The 25,475-nt window shown below is 47.1% G+C and carries 22 protein-coding genes; 13 read left to right on the top strand and 9 right to left on the bottom strand.

The annotated features are described in order from the left end of the window. The first annotated feature begins 16 nt into the window (after nt 1-16). Nucleotides 17-928 (top strand): DMT family transporter, encoded by a 912-nt coding sequence (locus L5M10_RS10030; protein ID WP_263146966.1) that lies wholly within the window; start codon nt 17-19, stop codon nt 926-928. 75 nt (nt 929-1,003) lie between these two features. Here L5M10_RS10030 and L5M10_RS10025 read toward each other — a convergent pair whose 3' ends face one another. Beyond that, a complete protein-coding gene (locus L5M10_RS10025) occupies nt 1,004-1,771 on the bottom strand; it encodes an AraC family transcriptional regulator (protein WP_131523569.1) in 768 nt (255 codons plus the stop codon). 145 nt (nt 1,772-1,916) lie between these two features. Between L5M10_RS10025 and L5M10_RS10020 the strand changes: the two genes are divergently transcribed. The 3 genes from L5M10_RS10020 (at nt 1,917) to L5M10_RS10010 (ending at nt 5,596) form a co-directional block, all read left to right on the top strand. Beyond that, nucleotides 1,917-3,080 carry a multidrug effflux MFS transporter gene (locus tag L5M10_RS10020; protein WP_263146970.1) on the top strand — a complete coding sequence of 388 codons (1,164 nt, stop codon included), beginning with the start codon at nt 1,917-1,919 and terminating at the stop codon, nt 3,078-3,080. 677 nt (nt 3,081-3,757) lie between these two features. Further along, nucleotides 3,758-4,561, top strand: coding sequence for a sensor domain-containing diguanylate cyclase (locus L5M10_RS10015; RefSeq protein ID WP_197018086.1), 804 nt, complete (start codon nt 3,758-3,760; stop codon nt 4,559-4,561). Nucleotides 4,562-4,672: 111 nt separating this feature from the next. Continuing rightward, nucleotides 4,673-5,596: a GGDEF domain-containing protein gene (locus tag L5M10_RS10010; RefSeq protein WP_219254128.1), complete on the top strand. Its 924-nt coding sequence runs from the start codon at nt 4,673-4,675 to the stop codon at nt 5,594-5,596. A gap of 117 nt (nt 5,597-5,713) precedes the next feature. On the opposite strand, the gene L5M10_RS10005 is transcribed toward L5M10_RS10010, so the two are convergent. The 7 genes from L5M10_RS10005 to L5M10_RS09975 form a co-directional block, all read right to left on the bottom strand. After that, nucleotides 5,714-8,857: a multidrug efflux RND transporter permease subunit gene (locus L5M10_RS10005; protein WP_263255217.1), complete on the bottom strand. Its 3,144-nt coding sequence runs from the start codon at nt 8,855-8,857 to the stop codon at nt 5,714-5,716. Further along, the gene (locus tag L5M10_RS10000; RefSeq protein WP_263181193.1) at nt 8,857-9,966 is read right to left on the bottom strand and encodes an efflux RND transporter periplasmic adaptor subunit; all 1,110 of its coding nucleotides are present in this window, start codon (nt 9,964-9,966) and stop codon (nt 8,857-8,859) included. Before L5M10_RS10000 ends, L5M10_RS10005 begins: the two co-directional genes overlap by 1 nt. Before the next feature lie 182 nt (nt 9,967-10,148). Continuing rightward, nucleotides 10,149-10,940 carry a substrate-binding periplasmic protein gene (locus tag L5M10_RS09995; RefSeq protein ID WP_263208855.1) on the bottom strand — a complete coding sequence of 264 codons (792 nt, stop codon included), beginning with the start codon at nt 10,938-10,940 and terminating at the stop codon, nt 10,149-10,151. Nucleotides 10,941-11,219: 279 nt separating this feature from the next. Beyond that, nucleotides 11,220-12,422 (bottom strand): metallophosphoesterase, encoded by a 1,203-nt coding sequence (locus L5M10_RS09990; RefSeq protein ID WP_263235817.1) that lies wholly within the window; start codon nt 12,420-12,422, stop codon nt 11,220-11,222. A gap of 308 nt (nt 12,423-12,730) precedes the next feature. Then, nucleotides 12,731-13,201 carry a nuclear transport factor 2 family protein gene (locus L5M10_RS09985; protein WP_263235816.1) on the bottom strand — a complete coding sequence of 157 codons (471 nt, stop codon included), beginning with the start codon at nt 13,199-13,201 and terminating at the stop codon, nt 12,731-12,733. A 2-nt stretch (nt 13,202-13,203) separates the two neighbouring features. Then, nucleotides 13,204-13,896 carry a DsbA family protein gene (locus tag L5M10_RS09980; protein WP_263235815.1) on the bottom strand — a complete coding sequence of 231 codons (693 nt, stop codon included), beginning with the start codon at nt 13,894-13,896 and terminating at the stop codon, nt 13,204-13,206. A gap of 185 nt (nt 13,897-14,081) precedes the next feature. Beyond that, entirely contained in the window at nt 14,082-15,005 is a 924-nt protein-coding gene (locus L5M10_RS09975) for an MBL fold metallo-hydrolase (RefSeq protein ID WP_263235814.1), read from the bottom strand. A gap of 274 nt (nt 15,006-15,279) precedes the next feature. Here L5M10_RS09975 and L5M10_RS09970 point away from each other — a divergent pair, with 274 nt between their 5' ends. After that, nucleotides 15,280-16,221, top strand: a complete 942-nt coding sequence (locus L5M10_RS09970) for a LysR family transcriptional regulator (RefSeq protein ID WP_263235812.1) — start codon at nt 15,280-15,282, stop codon at nt 16,219-16,221. A gap of 138 nt (nt 16,222-16,359) precedes the next feature. On the opposite strand, the gene ettA is transcribed toward L5M10_RS09970, so the two are convergent. Continuing rightward, the gene (gene ettA / locus L5M10_RS09965) at nt 16,360-18,027 is read right to left on the bottom strand and encodes an energy-dependent translational throttle protein EttA (RefSeq protein ID WP_263140202.1); all 1,668 of its coding nucleotides are present in this window, start codon (nt 18,025-18,027) and stop codon (nt 16,360-16,362) included. Between the two features lie 189 nt (nt 18,028-18,216). Here ettA and glyA point away from each other — a divergent pair, with 189 nt between their 5' ends. The 8 genes from glyA to thiL all read left to right on the top strand — a co-directional run bounded on the left by glyA (nt 18,217) and on the right by thiL (nt 25,473). Continuing rightward, nucleotides 18,217-19,470, top strand: a complete 1,254-nt coding sequence (glyA, locus tag L5M10_RS09960; protein WP_263255216.1) for a serine hydroxymethyltransferase — start codon at nt 18,217-18,219, stop codon at nt 19,468-19,470. Nucleotides 19,471-19,758: 288 nt separating this feature from the next. Further along, nucleotides 19,759-20,208, top strand: coding sequence for a transcriptional regulator NrdR (nrdR, locus tag L5M10_RS09955; protein WP_006082643.1), 450 nt, complete (start codon nt 19,759-19,761; stop codon nt 20,206-20,208). Between the two features lie 119 nt (nt 20,209-20,327). After that, nucleotides 20,328-21,506 (top strand): bifunctional diaminohydroxyphosphoribosylaminopyrimidine deaminase/5-amino-6-(5-phosphoribosylamino)uracil reductase RibD, encoded by a 1,179-nt coding sequence (gene ribD / locus L5M10_RS09950; protein WP_263146993.1) that lies wholly within the window; start codon nt 20,328-20,330, stop codon nt 21,504-21,506. 50 nt (nt 21,507-21,556) lie between these two features. After that, nucleotides 21,557-22,213, top strand: coding sequence for a riboflavin synthase (locus L5M10_RS09945; RefSeq protein WP_263146994.1), 657 nt, complete (start codon nt 21,557-21,559; stop codon nt 22,211-22,213). 95 nt (nt 22,214-22,308) lie between these two features. Continuing rightward, nucleotides 22,309-23,412, top strand: coding sequence for a bifunctional 3,4-dihydroxy-2-butanone-4-phosphate synthase/GTP cyclohydrolase II (ribBA, locus tag L5M10_RS09940; RefSeq protein WP_028761388.1), 1,104 nt, complete (start codon nt 22,309-22,311; stop codon nt 23,410-23,412). A gap of 130 nt (nt 23,413-23,542) precedes the next feature. Further along, nucleotides 23,543-24,022, top strand: coding sequence for a 6,7-dimethyl-8-ribityllumazine synthase (gene ribE / locus L5M10_RS09935; RefSeq protein ID WP_006082639.1), 480 nt, complete (start codon nt 23,543-23,545; stop codon nt 24,020-24,022). Nucleotides 24,023-24,033: 11 nt separating this feature from the next. Next, on the top strand, nt 24,034-24,438 hold the full coding sequence (gene nusB / locus L5M10_RS09930; protein WP_006082638.1) for a transcription antitermination factor NusB: 405 nt from the start codon (nt 24,034-24,036) through the stop codon (nt 24,436-24,438). A gap of 78 nt (nt 24,439-24,516) precedes the next feature. Then, entirely contained in the window at nt 24,517-25,473 is a 957-nt protein-coding gene (gene thiL / locus L5M10_RS09925) for a thiamine-phosphate kinase (RefSeq protein ID WP_263255224.1), read from the top strand. Nucleotides 25,474-25,475 lie beyond the last annotated feature (2 nt).

Here is a 25,475-nt window from a genome sequence, read left to right as displayed (position 1 = left end):
GTGTAGGAGACTCATTATGGCTGCTGTGATGTATTTGCTGATGATTTTTGTGTGGGGTTTTTCGTGGATTGCCATTAAGTGGCAGCACGGTGAGGTGGCGACGGAAGTCTCGATTTTCTATCGGTTTGCGATTGCGAGTCTCTTGATGTTCACCATTGGCTTTGCCTTTAACAAGCTGCAAGCGGTAAAGCTTAGGCAGCATCCTTGGTTTGCGCTACAAGGCGTGTGTCTATTTTGTTTGAACTTTATCGCGTTTTATACCGCAACCCATTATATCGCCAGCGGTTTAACGGCGGTGATTATGGCCACTGCCCCTATTTTTAATGCGATACATGGCCGCATTTTTTACGGTACGCCCACCAGTCGTAATTTTTGGTTAGGCGTCGGTGTCGGTCTGGGGGGCATTAGCTTACTCTTTGGTGCCGATTTGCTCGCGACTCAGTGGTCACAAAATTTAGTGTGGGGCTTATTGTTTTCGCTGCTAGGTACGTGGTTTTTCTCGATTGGTAACATGATCAGTATGCGCAACTCGCGCGATAATATGTCGCCCTTTACCTCGACAGCATATGCCATGTGCTATGGCAGTGCGGCGTTATTGCTCATCATTTGGTTTAAAGATTTAAGTTTTAGTTTACCGCTGACAACCAGCTATCTTGGCAGCTTGTTCTACTTAGCCGTTATCGCCTCTGTGGTTGGCTTTACCGCTTATTTGATCTTGGTTGAGCGAATTGGCGCTAATGCCGCTGCGTATCTGTTGGTGATTACCCCTGTGGTGGCACTGAGCGTATCGAGCGTGTTTGAGGATTATCAGTGGACTTGGTATTCAAGCGCGGGACTTTTGCTGGTCGCGCTCGGAAACATGTTAACGCGCCGTCAAAAACCGCTTGCTTGGTTTAAGTCTTCTGCCACGCCAGCTTTGAAAGCCTAACGTCGCAGCTAGCGTCATGAAAGTGCATATGAGGCAAGGCTCGATTCGACGATTGTAAGTCAGTCGAGCCAGTACTTATTTGAAATATTGTGCTGGAGTAGTGCCGGTATATTGCTTAAAAAAGCTGATAAAGGCACTGTCGCTGGAAAATTGTAAATTAAAGCCCACCTGCGCCACCGAGGTTCCCGTTGCTAATTGTTCTATGGCCGCAAGTAAGCGCCATTGCTGGCGCCAGGCTTGATAAGCCATGCCCGTTTGTGCGCTAAAAATGCGGCTAATTGTGCGTTCACTGGCTCCGATTTCTACTGCCATATCCTTAAGATTGGCTGGCGGTTTCTGATGTTGCAGTAGTTGCGCAAGCCAGGTTGTTAAACGTTTATCCTGTGGGAGGGGTAAAGCCAGATTTTCTTCCATGGCATTGCCCAATTCTTCGCAGAGCAGCGAAAAAGCATTGTGTTGACTGCTTCTTGGTTTGTCCCAAGGCCAAAACGACATAGTGTCGATTAAGGCTTTGAGTAGTGGGTTTACATGGAAAATAGTGACCTTATCGGGCAATGAGCTGACGGTTTCTGGCTCAAAGTAGAGTGAGCGATAGGCGACGACATTATGCATTCTGACGCTGTGCTCGACACCTGCTGGCAGCCAAGCGGCTCGCGTCGGCGGTAATACCACCTGAGTCTGGGTTAGGGTGAATGTCATGCATCCTGCTGGAGCATAAAGCAGTTGTGCCTTCCTGTGGTGATGCATTCCCGAGTCGTGTTCGCCCATATTGGCGGCAATGCCAATAACCAGATTATCCAGCAGATCTGGATTAAATAGTTGTTCGGGTTGAATAAAGGCCATCTTGTCCTATTTTTGATGTTTTTTGTCTAAGTGTTGTTAATTGTCACATTTGGATTTTATCTATACTGCGCCATCTTTGACAAGTATGGAGTGACATTTCGGTAAACCAACTCATTTGTTGGAGTGCTGAAATGGACTAAAAATCATGAATATAAAACCCCCTTTAGGGCTCGCTGTGCTGCTAATGATGTTTCCGCAAATTATGGAAACAATCTATAGCCCAGCGTTGCCTAATATTGCAGAACACTTTGCAGTGTCGATTGCTGGCGCATCGCAAACCTTATCTGTGTACTTTATTGCTTTTGCTATCGGCGTATTTTGCTGGGGCCGCTTAGCCGACATTATTGGTCGCCGTAAAGCTATGCTCGCGGGATTAGTATGTTATGCCATTGGCTCTGCGTTAGCCTTGATGGTGAGCGATTTTAGCCTGTTGTTGCTGGCCCGCATATTGTCGGCTTTTGGCGCGGCAGTGGGTTCTGTGATTACCCAAACTATGATGCGTGACAGTTATAGCGGCGAAGAATTAGCCAAAGTCTTTTCTGTGATGGGAATGTCACTTGGGATAAGCCCTGTCATCGGATTGCTATTGGGCAGTATCCTCAGTGCGTATTGGGGATATCAAGGTGTGTTTGCCGCACTCATGGTCTCTGCAATTGTGCTGCTGTTTTTGTCGGTAAAATCTTTACCCGAAACCAAACCCACACATACCCAGAAAATCGCGATAGGCGAGTTAGCGATTAAGATGCTTACCGACAGCGAGATTATTAAGAGCAGCTTGTTGGTGGCGGCGTTTAACCTAATGTGGTTTAGCTACTTTTCACTGGCGCCATTTATGTTTGAGGCGCAAGGCTTATCGACACTCGCGTTTGGTACTAGTGGCTTACTGTTAGGCTTTGGTGCTTTCCTTGGTAGTTATGTTAATAAAATAATGCTGGGTCGAGGCCACACCAGCGCACAACTCGTTCGCTTAGCCAGTGCTATTGCACTTGTCGGTGGACTGGGCATTTGGCTCCTTCAATCGACCTTTATTGGGCTGAATAATGTTTACTTTCTAGCCCCTATGCTATTGATTGTGATGGCTTACGGTATCGCAATTCCGAACATACTAAGCTCTGCTCTGGCAAACTACCGCACCTATGCGGGCTCTGCTGGCGCACTCTTTGGACTATTTTATTATATTCTGTTGGGATTAGGTTTAGGCGGCGCGGGAATCATCCACCATTTAGGTATTGTGATTACGTTAAGTGCACTGCTTTGCGTTGGCTTAGGTTTACTTTTAGGCTTAGCCAATAAAGCAAAAAACGCTTAAGACGCAAATGAAAAGCCAAGATACTAAGTACTTTGGCTTTTCTATGTAATTTCTACATTTTGTATAGACGTGAAAAGCTAGGTTTTAGGTGCGAGTTCCTGCTGCTTTGCTGCCTCTTGGGTGCTGTCGAAATCAATCGAGGCATGGCAGGAAGTAAAATTAACTTCATCATTGAGTAGACCACAGTCTATTCATAAGCAGAGAGTTATGAATGGTGACGTTTACGCATCTATTCTTCCGCTAAATCCCATCATCTCAAAGCTTCTATTGAATATTGTTACTACTGAGTAGTACGAAAAACGAGCATCCGAACAAAGGGAATCAATGTCTTTTCAAACAAACACTTTTCATTAGGCTTTCCTTAAGTAATTGTGATTCCATCATTTTAGATGTACTCAAAGTCACTTTCTGATTTTACGATGTGCGATTGTAGCGTTTTTATATCGACGACAGCCTAAGTGAGTTCTTGTCCTCACAAATCATATGTGGTTCTATCACACTAAATGTTATCTCTATGTTATTCGTTGTATGGGGAGATACGGATGCGTCGACTTTTTTCAGAAGATAGTGAAGTCTTATTATTCAAAAGTTTAAATTATATACCTATCCCAGTTCTATTATCTGAGGCCTTGGACGTTGAAGGACGTCGCCCAAGCACTCATAGGGTGCATAGATTTATGAATCATGCATTTATTGAGCAATTGGGTTATACCATGTCGGACATACCCGATATTGAATCTTGGTTTAATACTGTTTATCCCGAGCCAATCCTTCGAGATAAAGCGATGTTTGATTGGGATAGGGCTGTGTATGTAAGTGAAAAACAGGGGCTGAGTACCGCAGGTTTTCAAACTTACCTTCGCTGTGGCAATGGTGAATATCGTTGGTTTTTAATCACAGCTCAAATTACCACAGAAAATCAATCAAACTTAAACATAGTCACTATGAGAGATGTTCATCAGTTGCAGTTACTGATTGAGGATAACAAGCGACAGTCTAATACCGATTTACTGACGGGACTTGCCAATCGTCGTCAAGTGGAACAGCTCCTCGCTTTAGCCATAGAACACAGTGCTGATGCACAAGGTTCACTCTGTTTAGTGATGTGTGATATCGATTTTTTTAAGAGTATCAATGATAACTTTGGTCATTTGTGTGGGGATGATGTGCTTAAATTAGTAGCGGATCAGCTTAAGCGCTATGTCCCCTCTGCCTCCTGTGTCGCACGTTGGGGAGGGGAAGAGTTTCTGATCGTGCTGGAAAACACTGAACTTGAAGTCGCTATAGAGCTTGCCGAGAAGTTGCGTTGTGATATTGAATCCACGGATTACCAATCCTATGGCCAGCATATGCATTTGACCATGAGTTTTGGGTGTGTCGGGCATCAAGTTGCTGAAAGCTTGCATAGTCTATTATTTCGGGTTGATAGCGTTTTATATAAAGCTAAAAATGATGGCCGTAACCGTGTTGTATTTGATTGAATTCTGAATAAATTCAAACGTTAAATTATATTTTATCTATCATCTTTTAGCCCCAATTAGGTTTGGGATGTGATAACAGATCTTTGTCTGGAATTTGAGCGGAGAAGGTTAATGACAGCACGCAATACCAGTGAGGTAATTCTCTTTAAAAGCTTAGATTTCATTCCTATTCCAATCCTGCTTTCAGAATCACGCATGAATGAGATGTCTGGCCGTATACAGCGGATCCATCGTTTTGTTAATCATGCCTTTATCGAACAGATTGGCTACACATTAGTCGATATTCCCGATATGGATGCTTGGTTTAATACTGTGTATCCAGATCCTTTAGTGCGCCAAGCTATGGTTGAAGGATGGGCAAAAATTGTTGAAAGCAGTATCAATGCAGGAATCGATACGGCTGAAATGCAGGCTCGCATTCTTTGTCGTAACGGTGAGTACCGTTGGTTTTTGATCACGGCACAAATTACCACAGAGAATCAATCGGACTTGCATATAGTAACGATGAGAGATATCCATGATTTACAATTGCTTATTGATGAAAATCAAACTTTGTCTAATACCGATGTGTTGACTGGCCTCGCTAATCGCCGTAAAGCGGAAGCAGTGTTGGAGAATGCCTTAAGTACCACAAATGGCTCTGACCTTTGCTTATTAATGTGCGATGTCGATTATTTCAAAGCCATTAATGACACGTTTGGTCATTTATGTGGGGATGATGTCTTAGTACAAGTTGCAAGGTTACTTGAAGGGCTACAGCAATCCGCTGCTTGTATTGCACGTTGGGGAGGTGAAGAATTCTTGATTGTTTTACAAGGTTACTCCTTAGATGAAACATATCAAATTGCAGAGCAATTACGTTTAGATTTAGCGTCGACGGATTTTTTCTATCAAGATAAACAACTGAATTTGACTATGAGTTTTGGCTGTATCTGTGTTCAAGATAATGAGAGTCTGCGCAGCGCACTTTTCCGGGTAGACAGTGCGTTGTATAGCGCTAAATCCGCTGGCCGAAATTGTGTTGTGATTGGATAGATAAATTCCCAATATCCTATGTAGGGCAAGGAAACTTGATTAAGACGCCAATAAAAAAGCCAAGACACTGAGTGTCTTGGCTTTTTGTTCTGTGATCTTCTGCAGTTATTATTAGCGCTAGGCTTTAGGTGCGAGTTCTTGCTGTTTTGCCGCCGCCTCTTGTGCCGCTAACTCTTGTGCTTTAATCGCCGCTTCGAGCTTAGCTTCAACATAACCCGGTGAATGGGTCGTGGCCGAGATTAATCGATACATGGCGGGGATCACCAGTAAGGTCACAAAGGTAGCAAACGCCATTCCGAAGAACACTACAGTACCTACAGCGATACGGCTTTCTGAGCCTGCGCCCGTCGAGAAAATTAGCGGTACAGCGCCCACTAAGGTGGTGAAGGCTGTCATTAGGATTGGCCGTAAACGACGGGATGACGCATCGATAATAGCTTTATCGAGTTCAAAGCCGCGGTCACGCAATTGGTTGGCAAATTCCACGATGAGGATACCGTTTTTAGTCACCATACCAATTAACATGATCATGCCTATCTGGCTGTAGATGTTGATCCCTTGGCTGGTGATCAGTAGTCCTAAGAAACCACCGAATACACCCATAGGCACAGTAAACATCACCACTAACGGGTTGATAAAGCTCTCAAACTGTGCGGCTAATACTAAGTAGGCAACCAGTAAAGCCAAACCAAATACGATAAAGATACTGCTTTGGTTTTCTTTAAAATCTTTGGATTCGCCCGTGTAACCAATCGAAATATCTTTAGGTAATAATTCAATGGCTTTAGCGTCAAGGAACTTTAAGCCTTCACCTAAGGTGTAACCTTCACTGACGTTAGCCTTGAGGGTGATCGATTTTTGCTTATTGGTGTGGCTTAATCTTTGTGCCGAGGCAATTTCTTCTATATGGGTGACAGTATCAAGCGTCACTAATTCGCCTTTACCGGAACGCATGTAGATTTGGCTAAGATCGCCAACGTTGTTAAAACTGTTTTCATCACCGCGCAAGTACACATCGTATTCTTCGCCGCGATCCACATAGGTGGTTTCGGTGCGACCGCCGAGCATCACTTCTAAGGTTTGCGAGACGTCATCGACACTGATCCCAAGCTCCGCTGCGCGTTCTTTATCAACCGTCACGATAAGCTCAGGCGTGGTTTCGGCGTAGTCTAAGTCGGCACCTTCCATCATAGGGCTGGCATTGGCTTCTTCTTTGAGCACCTGCGCCCACTTAAACAGTTCGGCATAGTCGGAACCACCAAGCACAAATTGCACCGGTTCACTCGATTGGCCCCTAAAGCCTGGCATCATAGGGCGAACCATCACATCGGGAATGTCCTTCAATGCTTTGCTAATAATCCCAAGCGCTTGCTGTGCGGATTCGGTGCGTGTACCCCAATCTTCAAGCTGCATGATCACAAAGCCCGTTTGATCGCCCGCACGGCCACCAAACGCGGGGGCTTGCACGCTGAAGGAGCGCAGCACACCTTGACCCAGCAAGGGCATGAGTCTGTCTTCGACTATGTCCATGTTGGCTGTCATACGGTTATAACTGGTGCCTTCGGCGCCTTTAACAAAGGCGAACAACACACCGCGGTCTTCCTGCGGCGCCAGCTGTGACGGCACTTGTTGCATTAACCAAGCGCTGCCGCCGATACAAGCGAGGATAACTAAGGGCGCGAGTAAACGGAGTTTAATCGCTCGAGTCACTGCGACGCGATAAACGCTTTCCATGCGAGCAAAGCCGCTGTCGACCCAACGATTAAAGCGATTCGGTTTGACGTTGGCTTTGAGTAATTTACTGCTCAGTACAGGCGTAAGTGTGAGTGCCACTAAGGAGGAGAACAGCACTGACACCGCCAGCATCACGGAGAACTCGGTAAATAGTAGTCCGACCATGCCCTCCATAAATGAAATTGGGAGGAATACCATCACCAGTACCGCCGTAGTGGCGATAACGGCAAAGCCCACTTCTCGAGTACCTTTATAGGCGGCGAGTAAGGGCTCTTCACCTTTTTCGATATGGTGGAAAATGTTTTCAACCACCACAATCGCATCATCCACCACTAGACCGATGGAGAGAATTAACGCCATTAATGTCAGTAGGTTAATCGAATAACCTAGCATGTTAGCGGCGATAAATGCCGAGATTAACGATACCGGAACCGTTACCGCAGGGATGAGTGTCGCCCGCGCTTGTCCAATGAAGATATACAGCACGAGTACGACCAAGGCGCCCGTGACATAAAGTGTGCTATACACTTCGTTAATCGAGCGGTCGATAAATACGGTCGAGTCGAAGTCGACCACTAGGCTAGTGCCTTCGGGCAGGAAGTCTTGTACGCGATCAACTTCTTTATGCACTTCTTTGGCAACGAGCAGAGGGTTGGCATCGGACTGGGCAATAATGCCTAAACTGATGTTAACTATGCCGTCGCTTTTGAAGGTCGAGTTTTCGTTTTGTGCCCCAACAGCCACATCCGCCACATCTTTTAAGTAGATAGCCGTGCCATCGCTGGCGGTACGCACCACAAGATAGTCAAAATCCTTCGGCGTGTAGTACAAGCGTTTGGTACGCACCGACATCACTGTGGTGTCGTTGCGCACTTGGCCGCCGGGCGTTTCGATATTCTCTTTACGCAGGGCGTTGATAATATCCGTGGCGGTAACATTACGTCCTGCCATTTGTTCGGGTCTGAGCTTGACGTACATGACCTTATACAAGCCGCCGGAAATGCTGATAGAACTCACGCCGCTGATTAAGCTGAATTTGTCCTCGAGTACTCGCTGGGCGTAGTCCGTTAATTGAGTACGGTCCATCACACTCGAGCTTAAGTTCACATAGACTGAGGGTTCGCCGGAGCCGTTGTCTTTTGAGACGACGGGGTCTTTTGCATCTTCTGGGAGTCTGCGTTGGGCGCGGGCCACGGCATCACGCACATCGCTGACCCCTTCGGTTAAGTTCCAACCGAGGAGGAATTTAACTGTGATACGCGAGCTACCGTTACGTGTGGTCGAGGTGATTTCGTCAATACCACTGATCCCTGTTAGCTCATCTTCTAAAGTCTTAGTGATCTGGCTTTCCATAATCGCCGCCGACGCACCCGAGTAACTGGTGCTGATGGTGACCACAGGGCTTTCGACGTCGGGCATTTCTCGTATCGACAGTTTAGTGAACGACACTATGCCGAATACACATAGCAGTAAGCTTAAAACGATGGCAACGACAGGGCGTTTAACCGAAACATCGGATAACCACATTATTTCGTCTCCGTTGCTTTAGGACCTGAAAGCTCTGTCGCACGGGCTGAGGCTTTATCATCGAGCGTGACTTCATTGATTTGCAGGCCATCGCGCATATTGACTAAGCCCTGTACCACGACTTTGTCACCTATGTTTAAACCGCTTTCGATTAAGACTTGGTTATCGATACGTGCCCCGAGTGTCACTTCTGTGCGGTGGGCAATGTGGTCGGCGCTAACTACGTATACGTAACGTTTAGTTCCTGAATATTCAAGAGCTTGTACTGGCACCATAGGTGCTGAAATCGCTGGGAAAGTGATGGTTGACGACATCATCATGCCCGGTTTTAAGCGTTTCTTCGGATTATCGAATAGCACTCGTACTTTGAGGTTTAAGGTTTCCTCATTGACGCGGGGATCGATAGCTACCATTTTGCCAGTAAAGATTTCATTCGGCCAAGCGCGACTGGTGGCTGATACTTGCATGCCAATACTCAGTTGCGATAGGAAATGCTCAGGCACTTGTAAGTCGAGGCGCATGCTGGACAAATCATCTAGCGACATCAGCTCAGTGCCCATGCTGACCATCTTGCCTTCGCTGAAATTAATCAGGCCAGTATTACCTGCAAAAGGCGCTATCAGCGAGTGGTAATGTAAATCTGCTTGGGCGGAGGATAAGCGTGCTTGGGCGATATCAACACTGGCTTTTTGTGCGTCAATCTCGGTTTGGGTAATGGCGTTACGGCTGATCAGTTTTTCAAATTCTTTGAGTTTACGTTTTTCATCATTGAGGAAAGCATTGGCCTCGGCGACGGCGGCTTGGGCTTTCATATCATCGAGTTCGATCAGTAATTGGCCTTTTTTCACCGCTTGGTTTGAGGTCACTGCGACTTGTTTAATCTTACCTGTGACTTGCGGTGCAATGATCACTGCACGTTCAGCCGCGAGTTTGCCGATAAGAGAGATAGATTGCGCTAATGGATATTCAATCACTTCACCCGTGACCACAGGAACGGTACGCATAAGATGTGGCGCGTTCTCGGGTTTAGCCGCTTGAAGGACATCACTAAAACTGACCGCTGTGGCGATAATCGCAAGCAGGGCAATGGCAAAAATGGTTTTTTTCATTGTAATTATTATCTCGCGCAAAGGCAGTTTAAAAAGGTAATCGCTCTAATGGCGCTATTCTAGTGAATAACGTACGCCAGTTGGGTAAAAGTTTGTAAAGGTAAGCGAACGAAAATGAAAGAAATTGTGTTTTTTGAGCATTGAGCACAATTCAACGAGAATTGTGCTGTTTTTTTGTGCTGTTATTGCTTTTTAAAAGCTGGACGGACTTTAGGGATGGACTTCAGTTCGCGTTTTTCAATCGGCGCTTGAGTCGTTTCAACCTGAGGGTATTGGCTTAAAATTGCCGCTAATCGTCCCTCGCGGCGCATACTCTCTAAACCTTGATTAAAATCCGTCACTAACTGCGGATGATCCGCCACAGCCAAAGAGATCCCTAAATGAAATACCTCAGTCGCTATGGGTTGGCCGACTTGCTCAAAGGCACCCTCATATTCACTTGGTCCTTTTTTAATTAAATACCTCGCTAAGTTATGGCCAATCAAGACTAAGTCAATACGCTTTAAAAATAGCTTTTTGAGATTCATCTCATCCGAATTTCCTTCCTCTGTGGTGAGCCCCGCGGCGAAGATTTCTGGCGGATTAGCGTAACCGCGACCTATACCGATAGTGAAAGGTTTAAGATCTGAAAGTTGACTGAAACTCAGCGGTGAATCTTTACGTTTATAAAACACAATTTGTACGGGTTGGATAGGCGCAGAATATTGGGCCCATTGCTCGCGCTCTTTACGATACCAGAGCCCAATGATGCCATCAGCTTGGCCAGTTTTAACGAGTAAAGCCGCGCGGGCGAAGGGATAAAACTTGAGGCTGGCAGTGTAACCTTTGCGTTTAAAAGCTTCTTTGACGACTTGCGCAACGCCGCCCTGTTCAGGTAAAGCATCGGCATAAAAAGGAGGATAGTTAGTGGCGACTAATTGGAGTTCCCTGCCCGCAAATGCAGAGGGGGATAGAAGCTGAATAGAAACAAGCAAAAGCTAGATAATGTGAGTAATTTCTTCCCCATTTCTACTCCAGCACTTAGGTGAGTCGCACTTGGCTTGAGTATAGTCAGAGTTAATTAGAACAGGCGAACTTATGGATATAAAGATGAGTGCATATTGAGCGCCATACGATTGAGCGTTATGCCGATTTAGAGCCATGGCGGGCGCCCGTTTTACCCTTGCTCATTCATGCCTTATTGCCCCAGCACATTCATGGATTAAGGCGCTAGCTCATTCACGTATTGGGGCAAAAGATAGTAGTGAGGCAGGTTATAGCGAAACCTGCTCACCCTGATACAAACCTCGGCGGAGTTTTCCAGCGTCGATAAGTAACAGCTCACCGGATTTACCATTCTTAATGCTGCTATCTATCGCAATGATTTTATTATGATAAAGCCCAAGAACTTGTTCCTGCGATGTGTGCCCTACGACGATATGATCGACCTTGAAATAGCTCAGTATGCTATCGATATCCGACTCTTTCAGTTCATCTTTAAAGTAGCCACGATACCAAGTTGGACCATTGGTAAAAAACAAAAAGTTGAGTAAATCGTCTTGCTTCAAATCGGCTTTTTTATCATCTAAATGCTGACGAAATAATTGGTTAGCATCGCTGATATTTAATTTACGCTCGACCCATTCAGGGCTGATGCCGCCGTGCATAAACAAGATATTATTGATTTTGACTAAGGTATGTTTGCTGCGAAGCCATTGGCCTATTTCGGTGTCTTTGTTGTAGAGCGCATCGTAGCTGCGTTTGAGTAAATCTGCCGAGACTTGATAGCGTTCGTTGACGTAGCGTAAGTCGCCGCGAAACACCATTTGCTCGTGATTGCCCATGAGTAGATGTAAGCGTCCGCCCGCAGCTTGGGCTTCTTGGTCTAAGGTATATAAAAACCACAATACTTCATTGACTTGATGACCACGGTCAAACATGTCGCCCGTCATCACCATATGACCATCACCAAAGGCCCAGTGGTTATCTTTGTCGATAATCTGATGGGCTTTTAGCAAGTTAATCATTACATCAAACTGACCGTGTACATCGCTAAGGGCGACAATTTTGCTGACATGGGTGAAGGTATCTGGCTCAACCGTGACAGTTTGTGTATGAAGGTGCGGTTGGGGTAATTCACCGCAACTGGCAGGGCGAGTTAACTGCGCCTTCGCAATCCTTGTTTGTTTAAGCTCGCTTTGGCAAATCCAATAGGCTATGTCTTTTTGAGCATCATCTAAAAATACATAAGGGCCATCGGTGACGCTGTTTTCTTGAACTTTTAGTTCTAGCTCGGCTTCACTTGCATTGGCCGTCAGTGAGATAAACGCAAGTGAGGTAAAGGGGAGTGCGGTGACAAGCCATAACAGGGGCGTGAATTTTCTCTGTTGCTTGAGTATCCATTGGCTGGCTCGGCTAAGTCGCGTCATAGATAGCGTGATTGGGTGAGCCCCGACTGGCATCGAATTGATTTGCATTAGACCGCATCCTTGTTCTTGTTTTAGTTATTCATTTTTTAATTTTAAACAGTTGAGTTGATGAGTCTTAGAACGTGCAGCTTGACGAATTCAATTTCAAGCGCTTAATCCAAACGCTTAATCGCAAGTACCTAATCTTAAGTACTTAATGTCAAGTGCTCAACCTATTGAAAACACTAAATCATACGGATAAGGCTTAACATCGGCAAGTCGTGGGGCGGGCTAAATTAAACTTGCCCGCCTCATTGTTCAGTTATTCCATCATTGCATGTCTATAGTGCATGACTGTCTTTACATGGTATTGGCAGTTACATGGCATTGACGACGGTATAACTATCAACAAACTGCTCGAAACTGACGATTTTGCCGCTGTGTATCTTCCATAAATGGGCGACTCGAGCGGTAAAATGTTTGCCCGTTTTGACATAAGTACCTGAATAAGTACCGAAGGCAAAAACCTTATCACCTTGGGCGACATAGTCTTCGATATCGACACGATAGTTATTCCATTCTTTTTCGAGGCGGGTGAACACATTGGCGGCTATCGCACTAAAACCTATGTAAGTGCCCGCATAGGGAAAACCTGCCGCCTCTGTCCAGCGTGCGTCACTCGCTAAGGCAAGCTGAAGATTTTTGGCGTTCTCGGCTGAGCTACTTCCCTCATAGGTGCTTTTTACCAGTGCAAGATTCGCATCAGCCTGTCTTGTTGTTTCGAGAAGATTTAACTGAGCAGGCTCACTCACTAAAGAGCTTGTTGGAACACCATTAAGCGTTGGCATGATTACGACTCAAACTGTGTTTCAAGATGGTTTAACCACTGGGCGGGTTGGCCATAAAAGCGGTTGATATTAATGGCGGTGATGTTGCCGTCATCATCCTCTATAGCCATTGAAGGAAAGCCTTGGGCACCCATCAGATTCAGTAATGCTCTAGATTCAACAATATGCTCATATAGCTTGTCTTCACCTTGGGCATAATGTTGCGCAAAGCCTATAGGGTCGAGCCCAAGTTCAGCGGCTAACCTTGCAAGATTACCTTCATCACTGGCGCTGTGACCATCACGGTAATGGGCCAGTTGTACTGAGTGTAGATAGGCCAAACTGTCGCCACCCATAGCATCGACTGCGAGCATGGCTTTAATCGGAGGCGCCGAGTCGAGTACGATTGTGGTATCGCGCAGCAGACCATCAAAATAGTTTTCCCCAAAAGGTTGTCCGGTTAGCTCGGCAATACGCAGATCGTGGGGCATAACATAATCGCGCCAGTTAGCATCGATTTGTTTACGTCTTGGGCCCGTGAGCATACCGCCGCCGTGGAGCTTAATGGTAAAGCCTGCTTTTGCGGCGGCATCGAGTAAAGGCGCTGCGGCATAACACCAACCACATAAAGGGTCGATAATGGCGTGCAGAGTGCGCTCTTTGGCCGTTGCTGTGCTGCTGGTTGTGCTAGTTGGATGGGTTGTTGGCTGAGTCATAGTTAAACCTTTTGGCTTAAGTTCGTCGCGACATTAGCGACTTAAGCCCTTTGAGAACATCGATTAAAATAGTTAGGTTGGTACCGTTATTTAGCTAAAAATGGCACGCAATCGCTCACGTGCCTGTCTTTAACTATTTGCACTTAAATGCTTGTATCTAATCGCCGAGATAGATATGGCTGGGCTTACATAGGCCAGGTCATTTCACCCATGTAAACTTTGGCGCTGATCTCAAGTCCTGCATCAGCTGGCATTTGTGGGTATAGTGCCAGCATCTTTTGGATTAATTCGGCTGAATCTTTCGAGGCTTTTGCCGCGATTTCAAAGGCTTTTACATATTCACGGGTAAAATCGATGGCGTGGGTATTAAATCGCGCTTCGCCTAAATAGTGCCCTGGGATCACTGTGGTCGGCAGCAGTTTTTCCATTGCATCTAAATGGGTTAACCATTCCTGACGCTCAGAGGCAGTTTGAGTGTCAGCCATCCAAACATGCGTTTTATCAAATACTTCCACGCCACCTGTAATAGTTTTTGCCGATGGCACCCACAGGAAAGTGTGTTTAGGGTGTTTATCATTAAAACCTTTGATAATCACTTGCTCGCCGTCGATAGTAAAAGTGTCACTGTGAATCGCCTTAGGTAACACTAATTCGCTTGGCGCATTATCTTTTAAAATCGGCCCCCAGTAGGCGAGTTTGCCTTCCATTGAGGCTTTAATAGCATCGACAGTGGTTTGAGTCGCGACGATTTGTGCATCGGGGAAATTCTTTTTAATCACGGCTAAGCCGAAATAGAAATCAGGATCGCTATGGCTGATATACACCTGAGTCAGCTTTTTACCGCTGGCCTTAATGGTGTCGACCAATTTTTGGGCATCGTTATTTTGAAATTGTGCATCGACTAGCATCATTTCGTGTTCGCCGCTGATAAAGCTCGATGACACGGCAAAGATGCTGTTTTCGCCCGGATTAAAATGACTCACTTGTAATGGCGCAGCATTGACCGCGCTAAGTCCCGCCAGCAACAAGGTGGCGGCTAGGCTGATTTTAGACGAGGCCTTCAATGTGGCGTTAACTGTGTTACGTATTGCATAGGTCGATGTGTTCATTTGGGGCTCACTTATAGTCACAGGGTGAAAGAGTAAAAGGTTCGATTTAGCATTCATTGATTTGCAGCTGCTGCAAAAGTGAGTTAAGTATAGGTTGCAATAATCAATAGATAAATGCGAGTATCTGCCCATGTTTGTTGCATTAATCGGACGAATAGCTGCGTGTACTATTGCATTCTTAATTACTAGTTACTTAGTTATGTGGGTACGCGAGTATGTCATTGAGCCTTCGAATGATTGAAAGTGAGTGATTGAACGAGAGTGGAGATAAATCATGGACAGACTCGAAGCGGCTAAGGTGTTTGTGACTATTGTTGAACGCGGCAGCATGATCAGCGCCGCCAATGCCTTAGATATGTCGCGTTCTATGGTGACCCGTTACTTGAGCGAAATGGAAGAATGGTCTGGTGCTAGGTTGTTGCATCGCTCGACGCGTAGCCTCAGCTTAACGCCAGCGGGTGAGCAAGTGCTGGACTATTGCCATCGGCTGCTCGAACTGGCTAACGAAGTGCCGGCGGTCAGTCATGCCGCTGTGGCGATTCCGCGAGGCTTATTGCGTATTAGCTGCTCCCAGTTTTTGGCGCATCAGATTTTAGCGCCCGTGGTACAGCAATATTTAGCCAGTTATCCGCAGGCGAGCGTGAATTTCCACGTGAGCAGCCAAACCGTCGATTTAGTCGCCGAGCGTATTGATCTGGCTATTCGCATCACCAATGAACTCGATCCCAATCTTATCGCTAGGCGCTTAGGGGAGTGTGAGTCTGTGGTGTGCGCCGCACCGAGTTATCTTGCCGCGCGCGCCGCCGTGCTGCATCCCGAGGATTTAACTCAGCATAACTGTTTAACCTATTCTTATTTTGGCGATGTGATGTGGCGCTTTTATAAAACCGATGTAGGGGCGAAACAGGCTCAAGCGCTGAACTCCGATCCTAAGTCAAACCAAGGTCAAGTATTTAACGTGCCTGTGAATGGTAATTTCAGCGCCAATGATTCTATGGTGGTGCTCAATGCCACGCTGGCTGGTGAGGGAATTGCTATGCAGCCGGTTTGGGCGGCGAAACCCTATTTAGACTCGGGTCAGCTAGTGCCTTTATTAACTGAGTTTAAACCTCAGTCCCTCGGTGTGTATGGCGTGTATCAATCCCGCAAACACATGCAACCTGCACTTAGGGTGATGATGGACATGCTGGTGGCCTACTTTGCCAGCTTGAATTGAAATAGTGTCAGTTTGAAATAGCACCTTTGAAATAGCGCCAAAGTCTACGGCACTCATAGCGTAACTGAATGCCATAAAAAAGGAGCTTAACCCTTTCGAGCTAAACTCCTCAGATTTACACTTGTCTAGATTCTAGATTTACTTAATCATCCGCTTGTATTTCAAGCGGTGTGGCTCAACCACATCGGCGCCATAGGTGTTTTTCAACCATGCCGAATATTCGGTGTAGTTACCTTCGTAGAAGTTCACTTGACCTTCGTCGCGATAATCCAGAATGTGGGTCGCGATACGGTCGAGGAACCAACGGTCATGCGAAATCACCATAGCGCAACCTGGGAATTCCAGAATCGCTTCTTCCAGTGCGCGCAGGGTTTCAACGTCTAAGTCGTTGGTGGGTTCGTCGAGTAATAAGACGTTACCGCCCGCTTGCAGCAGTTTGGCTAAATGCACGCGGTTACGCTCACCGCCCGACAGAGTGCCGATGATTTTTTGCTGATCGCCACCACGGAAGTTGAAGCGGCCCACATAGGCGCGGCTCGGGATTTCCATGTTGTTGATACGCATGATGTCTTGACCACCGGAGATTTCTTCCCAAATGGTGTTCTTATCATTCATCGAATCGCGGAACTGCTCAACCGAGGCCAGTTGCACAGTTTCACCTAGCTCAATACTGCCGCTGTCTGGTTTTTCTGCGCCGGATAACATGCGGAACAGGGTTGATTTACCCGCGCCGTTGGCACCGATAATACCGACGATCGCACCCTTAGGTACAGAGAACGACAGGTTGTCGATCAAAACGCGGTCACCATAAGATTTGGTCAGGTTATTCACTTCAATAACCTTGTCACCTAAACGAGGTCCGGGCGGAATAAACAGCTCGTTGGTTTCGTTACGTTTTTGGTAATCGTTAGTATTCAGCTCTTCAAAGCGTGCCATACGGGCCTTGCCTTTAGACTGGCGGCCTTTCGCGCCTTGACGTACCCATTCCAATTCCTTGGCAATGGTCTTTTGGCGAGCGCTTTCGGTAGCCGATTCTTGCTTCAGACGGGCATCTTTTTGCTCAAGCCATGAAGAATAGTTACCTTCCCACGGAATACCTTCACCGCGGTCGAGTTCTAAAATCCAGCCAGCAGCATTGTCGAGGAAGTATCTGTCGTGGGTAATCGCGACCACAGTACCAGCATATTCCTGCAGGAAGTGCTCAAGCCACGCCACAGATTCAGCATCCAAGTGGTTAGTGGGTTCGTCCAGTAACAGCATTTCTGGTTTTTCAAGCAGCAAGCGACAAATCGCTACGCGGCGACGTTCACCACCGGATAACACTTCGATTTTTTCATCCCAATCTGGCAGACGCAGTGCGTTGGCGGCGCGCTCAAGGACGTACTCTAAGTTATGGGCATCTTGAGCTTGAATAATGGCTTCGAGTTCGCCTTGCTCTTTTGCAAGGGCGTCGAAATCGGCATCCGGCTCGGCGTAGGCGGCATAAACGGCATCGAGGCGAGTCAGGGCATTTTTTGCCTCTGCTACCGCTTCTTCAATCGCTTCGCGCACGGTTTGATTCGGATCGAGTTTAGGTTCCTGCGGCAGGTAACCGATTTTCAATCCTGGCATTGGGCGCGCTTCACCTTCAATTTCGGTGTCGATACCCGCCATAATGCGTAGTAGTGTCGACTTACCTGAACCGTTGAGGCCGAGTACGCCAATTTTGGCGCCGGGGAAAAAGCTTAAAGAAATATCTTTAAGGATCTGCTTCTTAGGCGGAACAATTTTACCCACCCGCAGCATGCTGTAAACAAACTGAGCCATTTTTCTCTATCTTAAGTGACTAATGATGCGGCTAATTCTACTCGATTGCGCGCCGAACTCAACTCGACAATGAGCCAAGTTCAAGCACTATCTGCAGGAATTTCATGTTTCAAATACTGGGATTGTGACCGCGTTCCGAGTAGAATACCGCGCAACCCTACCTATAAGAATTGGCAGCTGGAGTAAGCAATGCTGAAAAAAGATATGAATATCGCAGATTATGATCCGGAACTGTTTAAGGCAATTCAGAATGAAACTCTGCGTCAAGAAGAGCATATTGAGCTGATTGCTTCTGAAAACTACACCAGTCCACGCGTGATGGAAGCGCAAGGTTCACAGTTAACCAATAAGTACGCTGAAGGCTATCCAGGCAAGCGTTACTATGGTGGTTGTGAGTATGTGGACGTAGTTGAAACCTTAGCGATTGAACGTGCGAAAGAACTGTTTGGCGCAACTTACGCTAACGTACAACCTCATTCAGGTTCACAGGCAAACAGCGCGGTTTACATGGCATTGTTAAAACCTGGCGATACCGTACTGGGCATGAACTTAGCCCACGGTGGTCACTTGACCCACGGTTCACCGGTTAACTTCTCTGGCAAACTGTACAACATCATTCCTTACGGTATCGACGAGTCTGGCAAAATCGACTACGACGAAATGGAACGTATTGCCATAGAACACAAGCCTAAGATGATGATCGGTGGTTTCTCTGCCTATTCAGGTATCGTTGATTGGGCAAAAATGCGTGAAATCGCAGACAAAATCGGTGCTTATTTATTTGTCGACATGGCGCACGTTGCCGGTCTTATTGCTGCGGGCGTTTATCCAAACCCAGTACCACACGCGCACGTTGTGACATCTACGACCCACAAAACGTTAGCGGGTCCTCGTGGTGGCGTGATCCTATCTGCTGCTGACGATGAAGACTTGTACAAAAAGTTGAATTCTGCGGTATTCCCAGGCGGTCAAGGTGGCCCATTGATGCACGTTATCGCCGGTAAAGCGGTGGCGTTCAAAGAAGCCCTAGAGCCAGAATTTAAAGTTTACCAACAGCAAGTGGTTAACAACGCTAAAGCTATGGTTGAAGTGTTCCTTGAGCGCGGTTACAAAATCGTCTCTGGCGGAACCAGCAACCACTTAATGCTAGTTGATCTGATTGGTCGTGACTTAACGGGTAAAGAAGCCGATGCCGCCTTAGGTAGCGCTAACATTACTGTGAACAAAAACTCAGTGCCAAACGATCCACGTTCACCCTTTGTGACCTCTGGTGTGCGTATCGGTACGCCAGCCATTACGCGCCGCGGCTTTAAAGAAGCGGAATCGAAAGAGCTGACGGGCTGGATTTGTGACATCCTTGATGATGCAAGCAATCCTGCTGTGATTGAGCGTGTTAAAGGCCAAGTATTGGCACTTTGCGCACGTTTCCCTGTTTACGGCTAATTTGCCTATGCATCTACGTTTAGTAGATGAATGGCCGAGATTGACCGCCGACAGACTTGATACTTATCACATCAGGTATTTAGCATCAGGTACTTAACATCAAGTAATTAACATTAGGTTGTTAAGCTCAGGTAGTTAACCTCAGCCCATAAATAGGATAAAATCCCATGGCCGCATTTAGCGGCCATTTTTATTGGTAAAATCTTAGGCTTAAATCCATTGTGTTTGGCTGAGATTTAACAGGTAAAGCCATTAACGCTTTACCACCATTCACTGGCAGGAGGCTCAATGCATTGTCCATTTTGTAGCGCGACAGATACTAAAGTCATCGATTCCCGATTAGTGGCAGAAGGCCACCAAGTGCGCCGTCGCCGAGAATGCACCGAATGTCATGAAAGATTTACCACCTTCGAAGGCGCCGAATTAGTTATGCCTAGGGTGATTAAGCGCGATGGTTCACGCCAACCCTTTGATGAAGAAAAACTCCAAGGTGGCATGTTGCGCGCCGTTGAAAAACGCCCCGTATCTATGGATGAAATAGAGCAAGCACTCAGCAAAATCAAGTCTACTCTGCGCGCCACTGGCGAGCGGGAAGTGCCGTCAGAAATGGTGGGTAACTTAATGATGGAGCAATTGATGAGCCTAGATAAAGTCGCCTACATTCGTTTCGCTTCTGTGTACCGCGCCTTTGAAGACGTGTCTGAATTTGGCGAAGCCATCGCCAAGCTGCAAAAGTAGTCATTGAGTTTTGTCGCCGACAAGGCAGACGTGTACGAGCGATTGGCGTGAAAGCACAAATTTAAAAGACAGGTTTGTAAGACTGGTGAAAGCCGAAACCTTTAACAACAGGGTTGAACATGAGCTTGAACATAAGTTGGTCCGTACTCGATACCCAAATGATGAGCCGCGCGATTCAATTGGCGCGCAAAGGCTTTTACACCACAAGACCCAATCCCTGTGTGGGCTGCGTTATCGTTAAAGATAATCAAATCATCGGTGAAGGTTATCATCAAAAAGCGGGTGAACCCCACGCCGAAGTGCATGCGCTACGTATGGCTGGCGAACGCGCCCGCGGCGCAACGGCCTATGTCACTTTAGAGCCCTGCAGCCATTATGGCCGCACGCCGCCCTGCGCCTTGGCGCTGATCAATATTGGCGTTAAACGTGTGGTGGTCGCGGTGGAAGATCCTAATCCGCAAGTAGGTGGTCGTGGCATTCAAATGCTGCGTGACGCCGGTATTGAAGTGGATGTGGGATTACATCGCGATGAAGCCTATGCCTTGAATTTAGGCTTTATGAAGCGGATGGAATCGGGTTTACCCAGAGTTACAGTAAAATTGGCTGCGAGTCTCGATGGTAAAACCGCGCTGTCTAACGGTGTGTCTAAATGGATAACCGGTCCAGAATCTCGTCGCGACGTGCAGCGATTACGTTTACGTTCTTGTGCACTGGTCACGGGAATTGAAACCATACTGGCGGACGATCCCTCACTCAATGTGCGTTATCAGGAACTTGGCAGCTTAAAAGACAGTGTAACCGAGGCGCAATTACTGCAGCCATTAAGAGTGATACTCGACAGTCGCGCCCGTTTGCCGTTATCGGCCGCCTGCTTGGCTATCGTATCGCCCATACTCTTGGTCTCGACCGTGGCTTATTCCGCAGAGTTTCAAGCACAATTGCCCTCCCATGTGAGTTGCCTCGTGTTACCTGCAATTGCAGGTCGCGTCTCATTGCCTGAACTATTAAGCTATTTAGGCCAAAGCTGTAATCACGTGCTGGTGGAAGCGGGTGCAACCTTAGCGGGCGCATTTTTAGCGCAGGGGCTTGCCGATGAGTTAGTGCTGTACCAAGCGATGAAAATCCTCGGTGGGTATGGGCGTAATCTGCTGCAATTGCCCGATTATCAAACCATGGCACACATTCCTGCACTAATTTTGGTAGATGAGCGCAAATTAGGGCCAGATACCCGTTTAACTTTGAGCGTTATGCTTGATACCTCTTTATCTAAATCGAATTGGAGCAAGATAACCGTTTAACCTTGAGTCTTATGCCTTATTACTTCTTTATTTAATTAAGTGAGTTAACCATGTTTACTGGGATTATTGAAGCCGTTGGCACCCTGCGAAAACTGGAGCGTAAAGGCGATGATATTCGCCTTACCGTCGCGAGCGGCAAACTGGATTTAAACGATGTGCGTTTAGGCGACAGTATTGCCACCAACGGTGTGTGTTTAACGGTTGTGCAGCAATTAGCCGACGGCTATGTGGCTGATGTCTCTGCCGAAACCGTGAGTCTAACCGGCTTTGCTCACTACAAAGTGGGCACTAAGGTTAATCTTGAAAAAGCCGTCACCCCAACCACACGCCTAGGCGGACACATGGTCAGCGGCCATGTAGACGGTATTGCTATAGTTGAGCAACGCCTAGTGCGTGGTCAAGCCATCGAGTTTTGGTTAGCCGCACCCGCAGAGCTTGGGCGTTATATTGCCCATAAAGGTTCCATCACCATTGATGGCGTGAGTCTGACGGTTAACGAAGTGGACGGCAGTCGATTCCGCTTGACCATAGTGCCGCATACCGCAGGTGAAACCACGTTAATCGGCCTGCAAGCGGGCGATAAGGTGAATATCGAAGTGGATTTAATCGCCCGTTATCTTGAACGCTTGATGAATTATGATGGCAAGGACAGCAAGAGCGGTGGCGTCACCATGGAAATGTTAGCCCGTGCCGGCTTTGTGCGTTAGTGCACAGGAGCAGATTATTTCACTTAAGCTTATCGGCAGCTTAGGTTATTTAGGTATAGAATTTCATAATAACAGCAAAATCATAAGGTCCTACAATGGCGCTGCACAGTATAGAAGAGATCATCGAAGATATTCGTCAAGGCAAAATGGTTATTTTGATGGATGACGAAGACAGAGAAAACGAAGGTGATTTGATCATGGCGGCCGAAATGGTCACGCCAGAAGCGATTAACTTTATGGCGAAATATGGCCGTGGGCTTATTTGCCAGACCATGACTAAAGCCCGTTGCCAGCAGTTAAATCTCCCCTTAATGGTGACGAATAATAACGCCCAGTTCTCGACTAACTTTACGGTTTCTATTGAAGCGGCGGAGGGTGTGACTACCGGTATTTCGGCCCACGATCGCGCTGTAACGGTGAAAGCGGCAGTGGCTAAAGAGGCTAAAGCGTCTGATTTAGTGCAACCTGGGCATATCTTCCCGTTAATGGCGCAGGACGGCGGCGTATTAACCCGCGCAGGCCACACTGAAGCAGGCTGTGATTTAGCCCGTCTTGCGGGACTTGAGCCATCGGGCGTTATCGTTGAGATTTTGAACGAAGACGGCACTATGGCACGTCGCCCAGATTTGGAGATTTTCTCCGAGTTGCATGGCATCAAAATCGGCACTATCGCGGCTTTAATCGAGTATCGCAACACCAAAGAAACCACGGTTGTGCGTGAAGCTAAATGCAAATTACCGACCCGTTTCGGTGAGTTCGACATGGTGACCTTCAGAGACACTATCGACAATCAACTGCACTTTGCCTTAGTCAAAGGTGAGGTGAAAGAAGATTGTTTGGTGCGCGTGCATTTGCAAAATACCTTCAACGATTTACTCCACTCAGAGCGCGATCAGCAACGCAGCTGGCCACTCGAAAAGGCGATGGAGCGTATTTCTGCAGAAGGTGGCGTATTGGTTTTACTCGGGAATCAAGAACATCCCTGTGAAATCCTTTCTAAGGTGAAAGCCTTTGAAGCCGAAGATCAAGGTCAAGCGCCTGCTTCTGCAAAATGGCAGGGGACGTCGCGCCGTGTGGGTGTGGGTTCGCAAATCCTCGCTAGCCTTGGCGTGACTAAGATGCGTCTGCTCAGCTCGCCTAAACGCTACCATTCACTTTCAGGCTTTGGCCTTGAAGTGACTGAGTATGTGGCGGACTGAAACCCAAAGTTACACTGAAGTAAAATTAACAATTTCTGATAATTTGCATAGGGCTCTGGGCAATTGGCTGTGATATCATGTCGCCACTTTTCGCCCCGAGCTGGGTGCTTTAGCTAAATTAGGTAAGATAATGAACGTAGTTCAAGGTAATATCGAAGCGAAAAATGCCAAAGTTGCGATTGTAATTTCGCGTTTCAACAGCTTTTTAGTTGAGAGCTTGCTTGAAGGTGCACTTGACACGCTGAAACGTTTTGGCCAAGTCAGCGACGACAATATCACTGTTGTCCGTGTACCAGGTGCGGTTGAGTTGCCGCTAGCTGCGCGTCGCGTAGCTGCCAGTGGTAAATTCGACGGTATTATCGCATTAGGTGCGGTGATCCGTGGTGGTACTCCTCATTTTGATTTTGTTGCAGGCGAATGTAATAAAGGTCTAGCTCAAGTTGCTTTAGAATTTGATCTGCCTGTTGCTTTCGGTGTTTTGACCACTGATACCATTGAACAAGCGATTGAACGTTCAGGTACCAAAGCGGGTAACAAAGGCGGCGAAGCTGCTTTAAGCCTGCTTGAAATGGTCAATGTTCTGCAAGAACTTGAACAACAGTTGTTATAGTAGGAAAAATAATGAAGCCTTCTGAGCGCCGCAAGGCCCGCCGTTTAGCCGTTCAAGCCATCTATTCATGGCAACTAAGCGGGAATAATATTGCCGATGTCGAGCATGAGTTTTTAACTGAACAAAGTCTCGACGGTGTTGATGTAGCTTATTTTCGTGAGCTATTTTCAGGCGTTGCAACGAAGAAAACCCAATTGGATGAGCTGATCATCCCGCATCTGGAACGCCCGATTGATGAAGTGTCTCCAGTAGAGAAAGCCATAGTTCGTTTAGCGACCTATGAGCTGACTTTCCGTAAAGATGTGCCATACAAGGTCGCGATTAACGAAGCGATTGAGTTGGCAAAAGCTTTCGGTGCGGACGAGAGTCATAAGTTTGTGAACGGACTGCTCGACAAACTGGTTGCACGCAAGTAATAAAGACAAACGGTATCTTAGGATACCGTTTTTCATTGCTAACAAAGGTGGCCGATGTAAGTCGTGCCAAACTGTACAGTGAAAGAATTCCAATTAATTGAATGTTATTTTAGCAACCGCGGCCCCACTCGCCGTGATGTGAAGCTTGGCATCGGTGACGATTGCGCTTTAGTGCAACCTGCAGAAAACAAGTCGATCGCTATCTCCTGTGATACCTTAGTTGAAAATGTCCATTTCTTCCCCGATATGCCTCCCGCTGCCTTAGGTTACAAAGCTTTAGCGGTAAATTTATCTGATCTGGCTGCCATGGGCGCTGAACCCGCGTGGATGACGCTTGCCTTAACACTACCCGAAGTCGATGAGACTTGGCTAAGTGGTTTTAGTGAAGGTTTATTTGAAGCGGCCGATTACTATGGCATCGCCTTAATTGGCGGCGATACGACTCGTGGTCCACGGGCTATTAATATCACAGTGCACGGCCAAGTCCCACAGGGTAAGGCACTCACGCGTCATGGTGCTAAAGCGGGTGATTGGATTTATGTCACGGGCACGCTCGGAGATTCGGCCTTAGGTCTGGATATCATTCGCGGCGCGCAACAGGCCAGAGCCGAGCATAAAGAATTCCTGATTAATCGCCATTATCGTCCAACACCAAGAGTCTTAGCGGGTCAAGCTTTGCGTTCGCTTGCCTCCAGTGCAATCGATCTTTCCGACGGGTTTATCTCGGATATCGGTCATGTGCTTAAGGCTTCGGCAGTTGGTGCTGTGGTGGATGTTAATTGCATCCCGCTTTCACGCGCGATGCAAGATACCGTCAGCGAGGAGCATGCCTTAGGTTATGCGCTTACGGGGGGCGAAGATTATGAACTGCTGTTCACCGTTCCTGAAGCGCAAAAAGGTGCGCTTGAGACAGCGTTGAGCCATGCAGGAGCAAAGTTTGTTCGCGTTGGACAAATTTGTGCAGGTAGTAAGCTCAAGTTGCAACTTGATGGTGAGCCGTTTACGCCGCCGTATCACGGTTTCGAGCACTTTTAAGC

It is taken from the genome of Shewanella sp. SM32, from assembly GCF_025654235.1.
Lineage (GTDB): Bacteria > Pseudomonadota > Gammaproteobacteria > Enterobacterales > Shewanellaceae > Shewanella > Shewanella oncorhynchi.
This window is presented reverse-complemented; position numbering and strand designations above follow the sequence as displayed.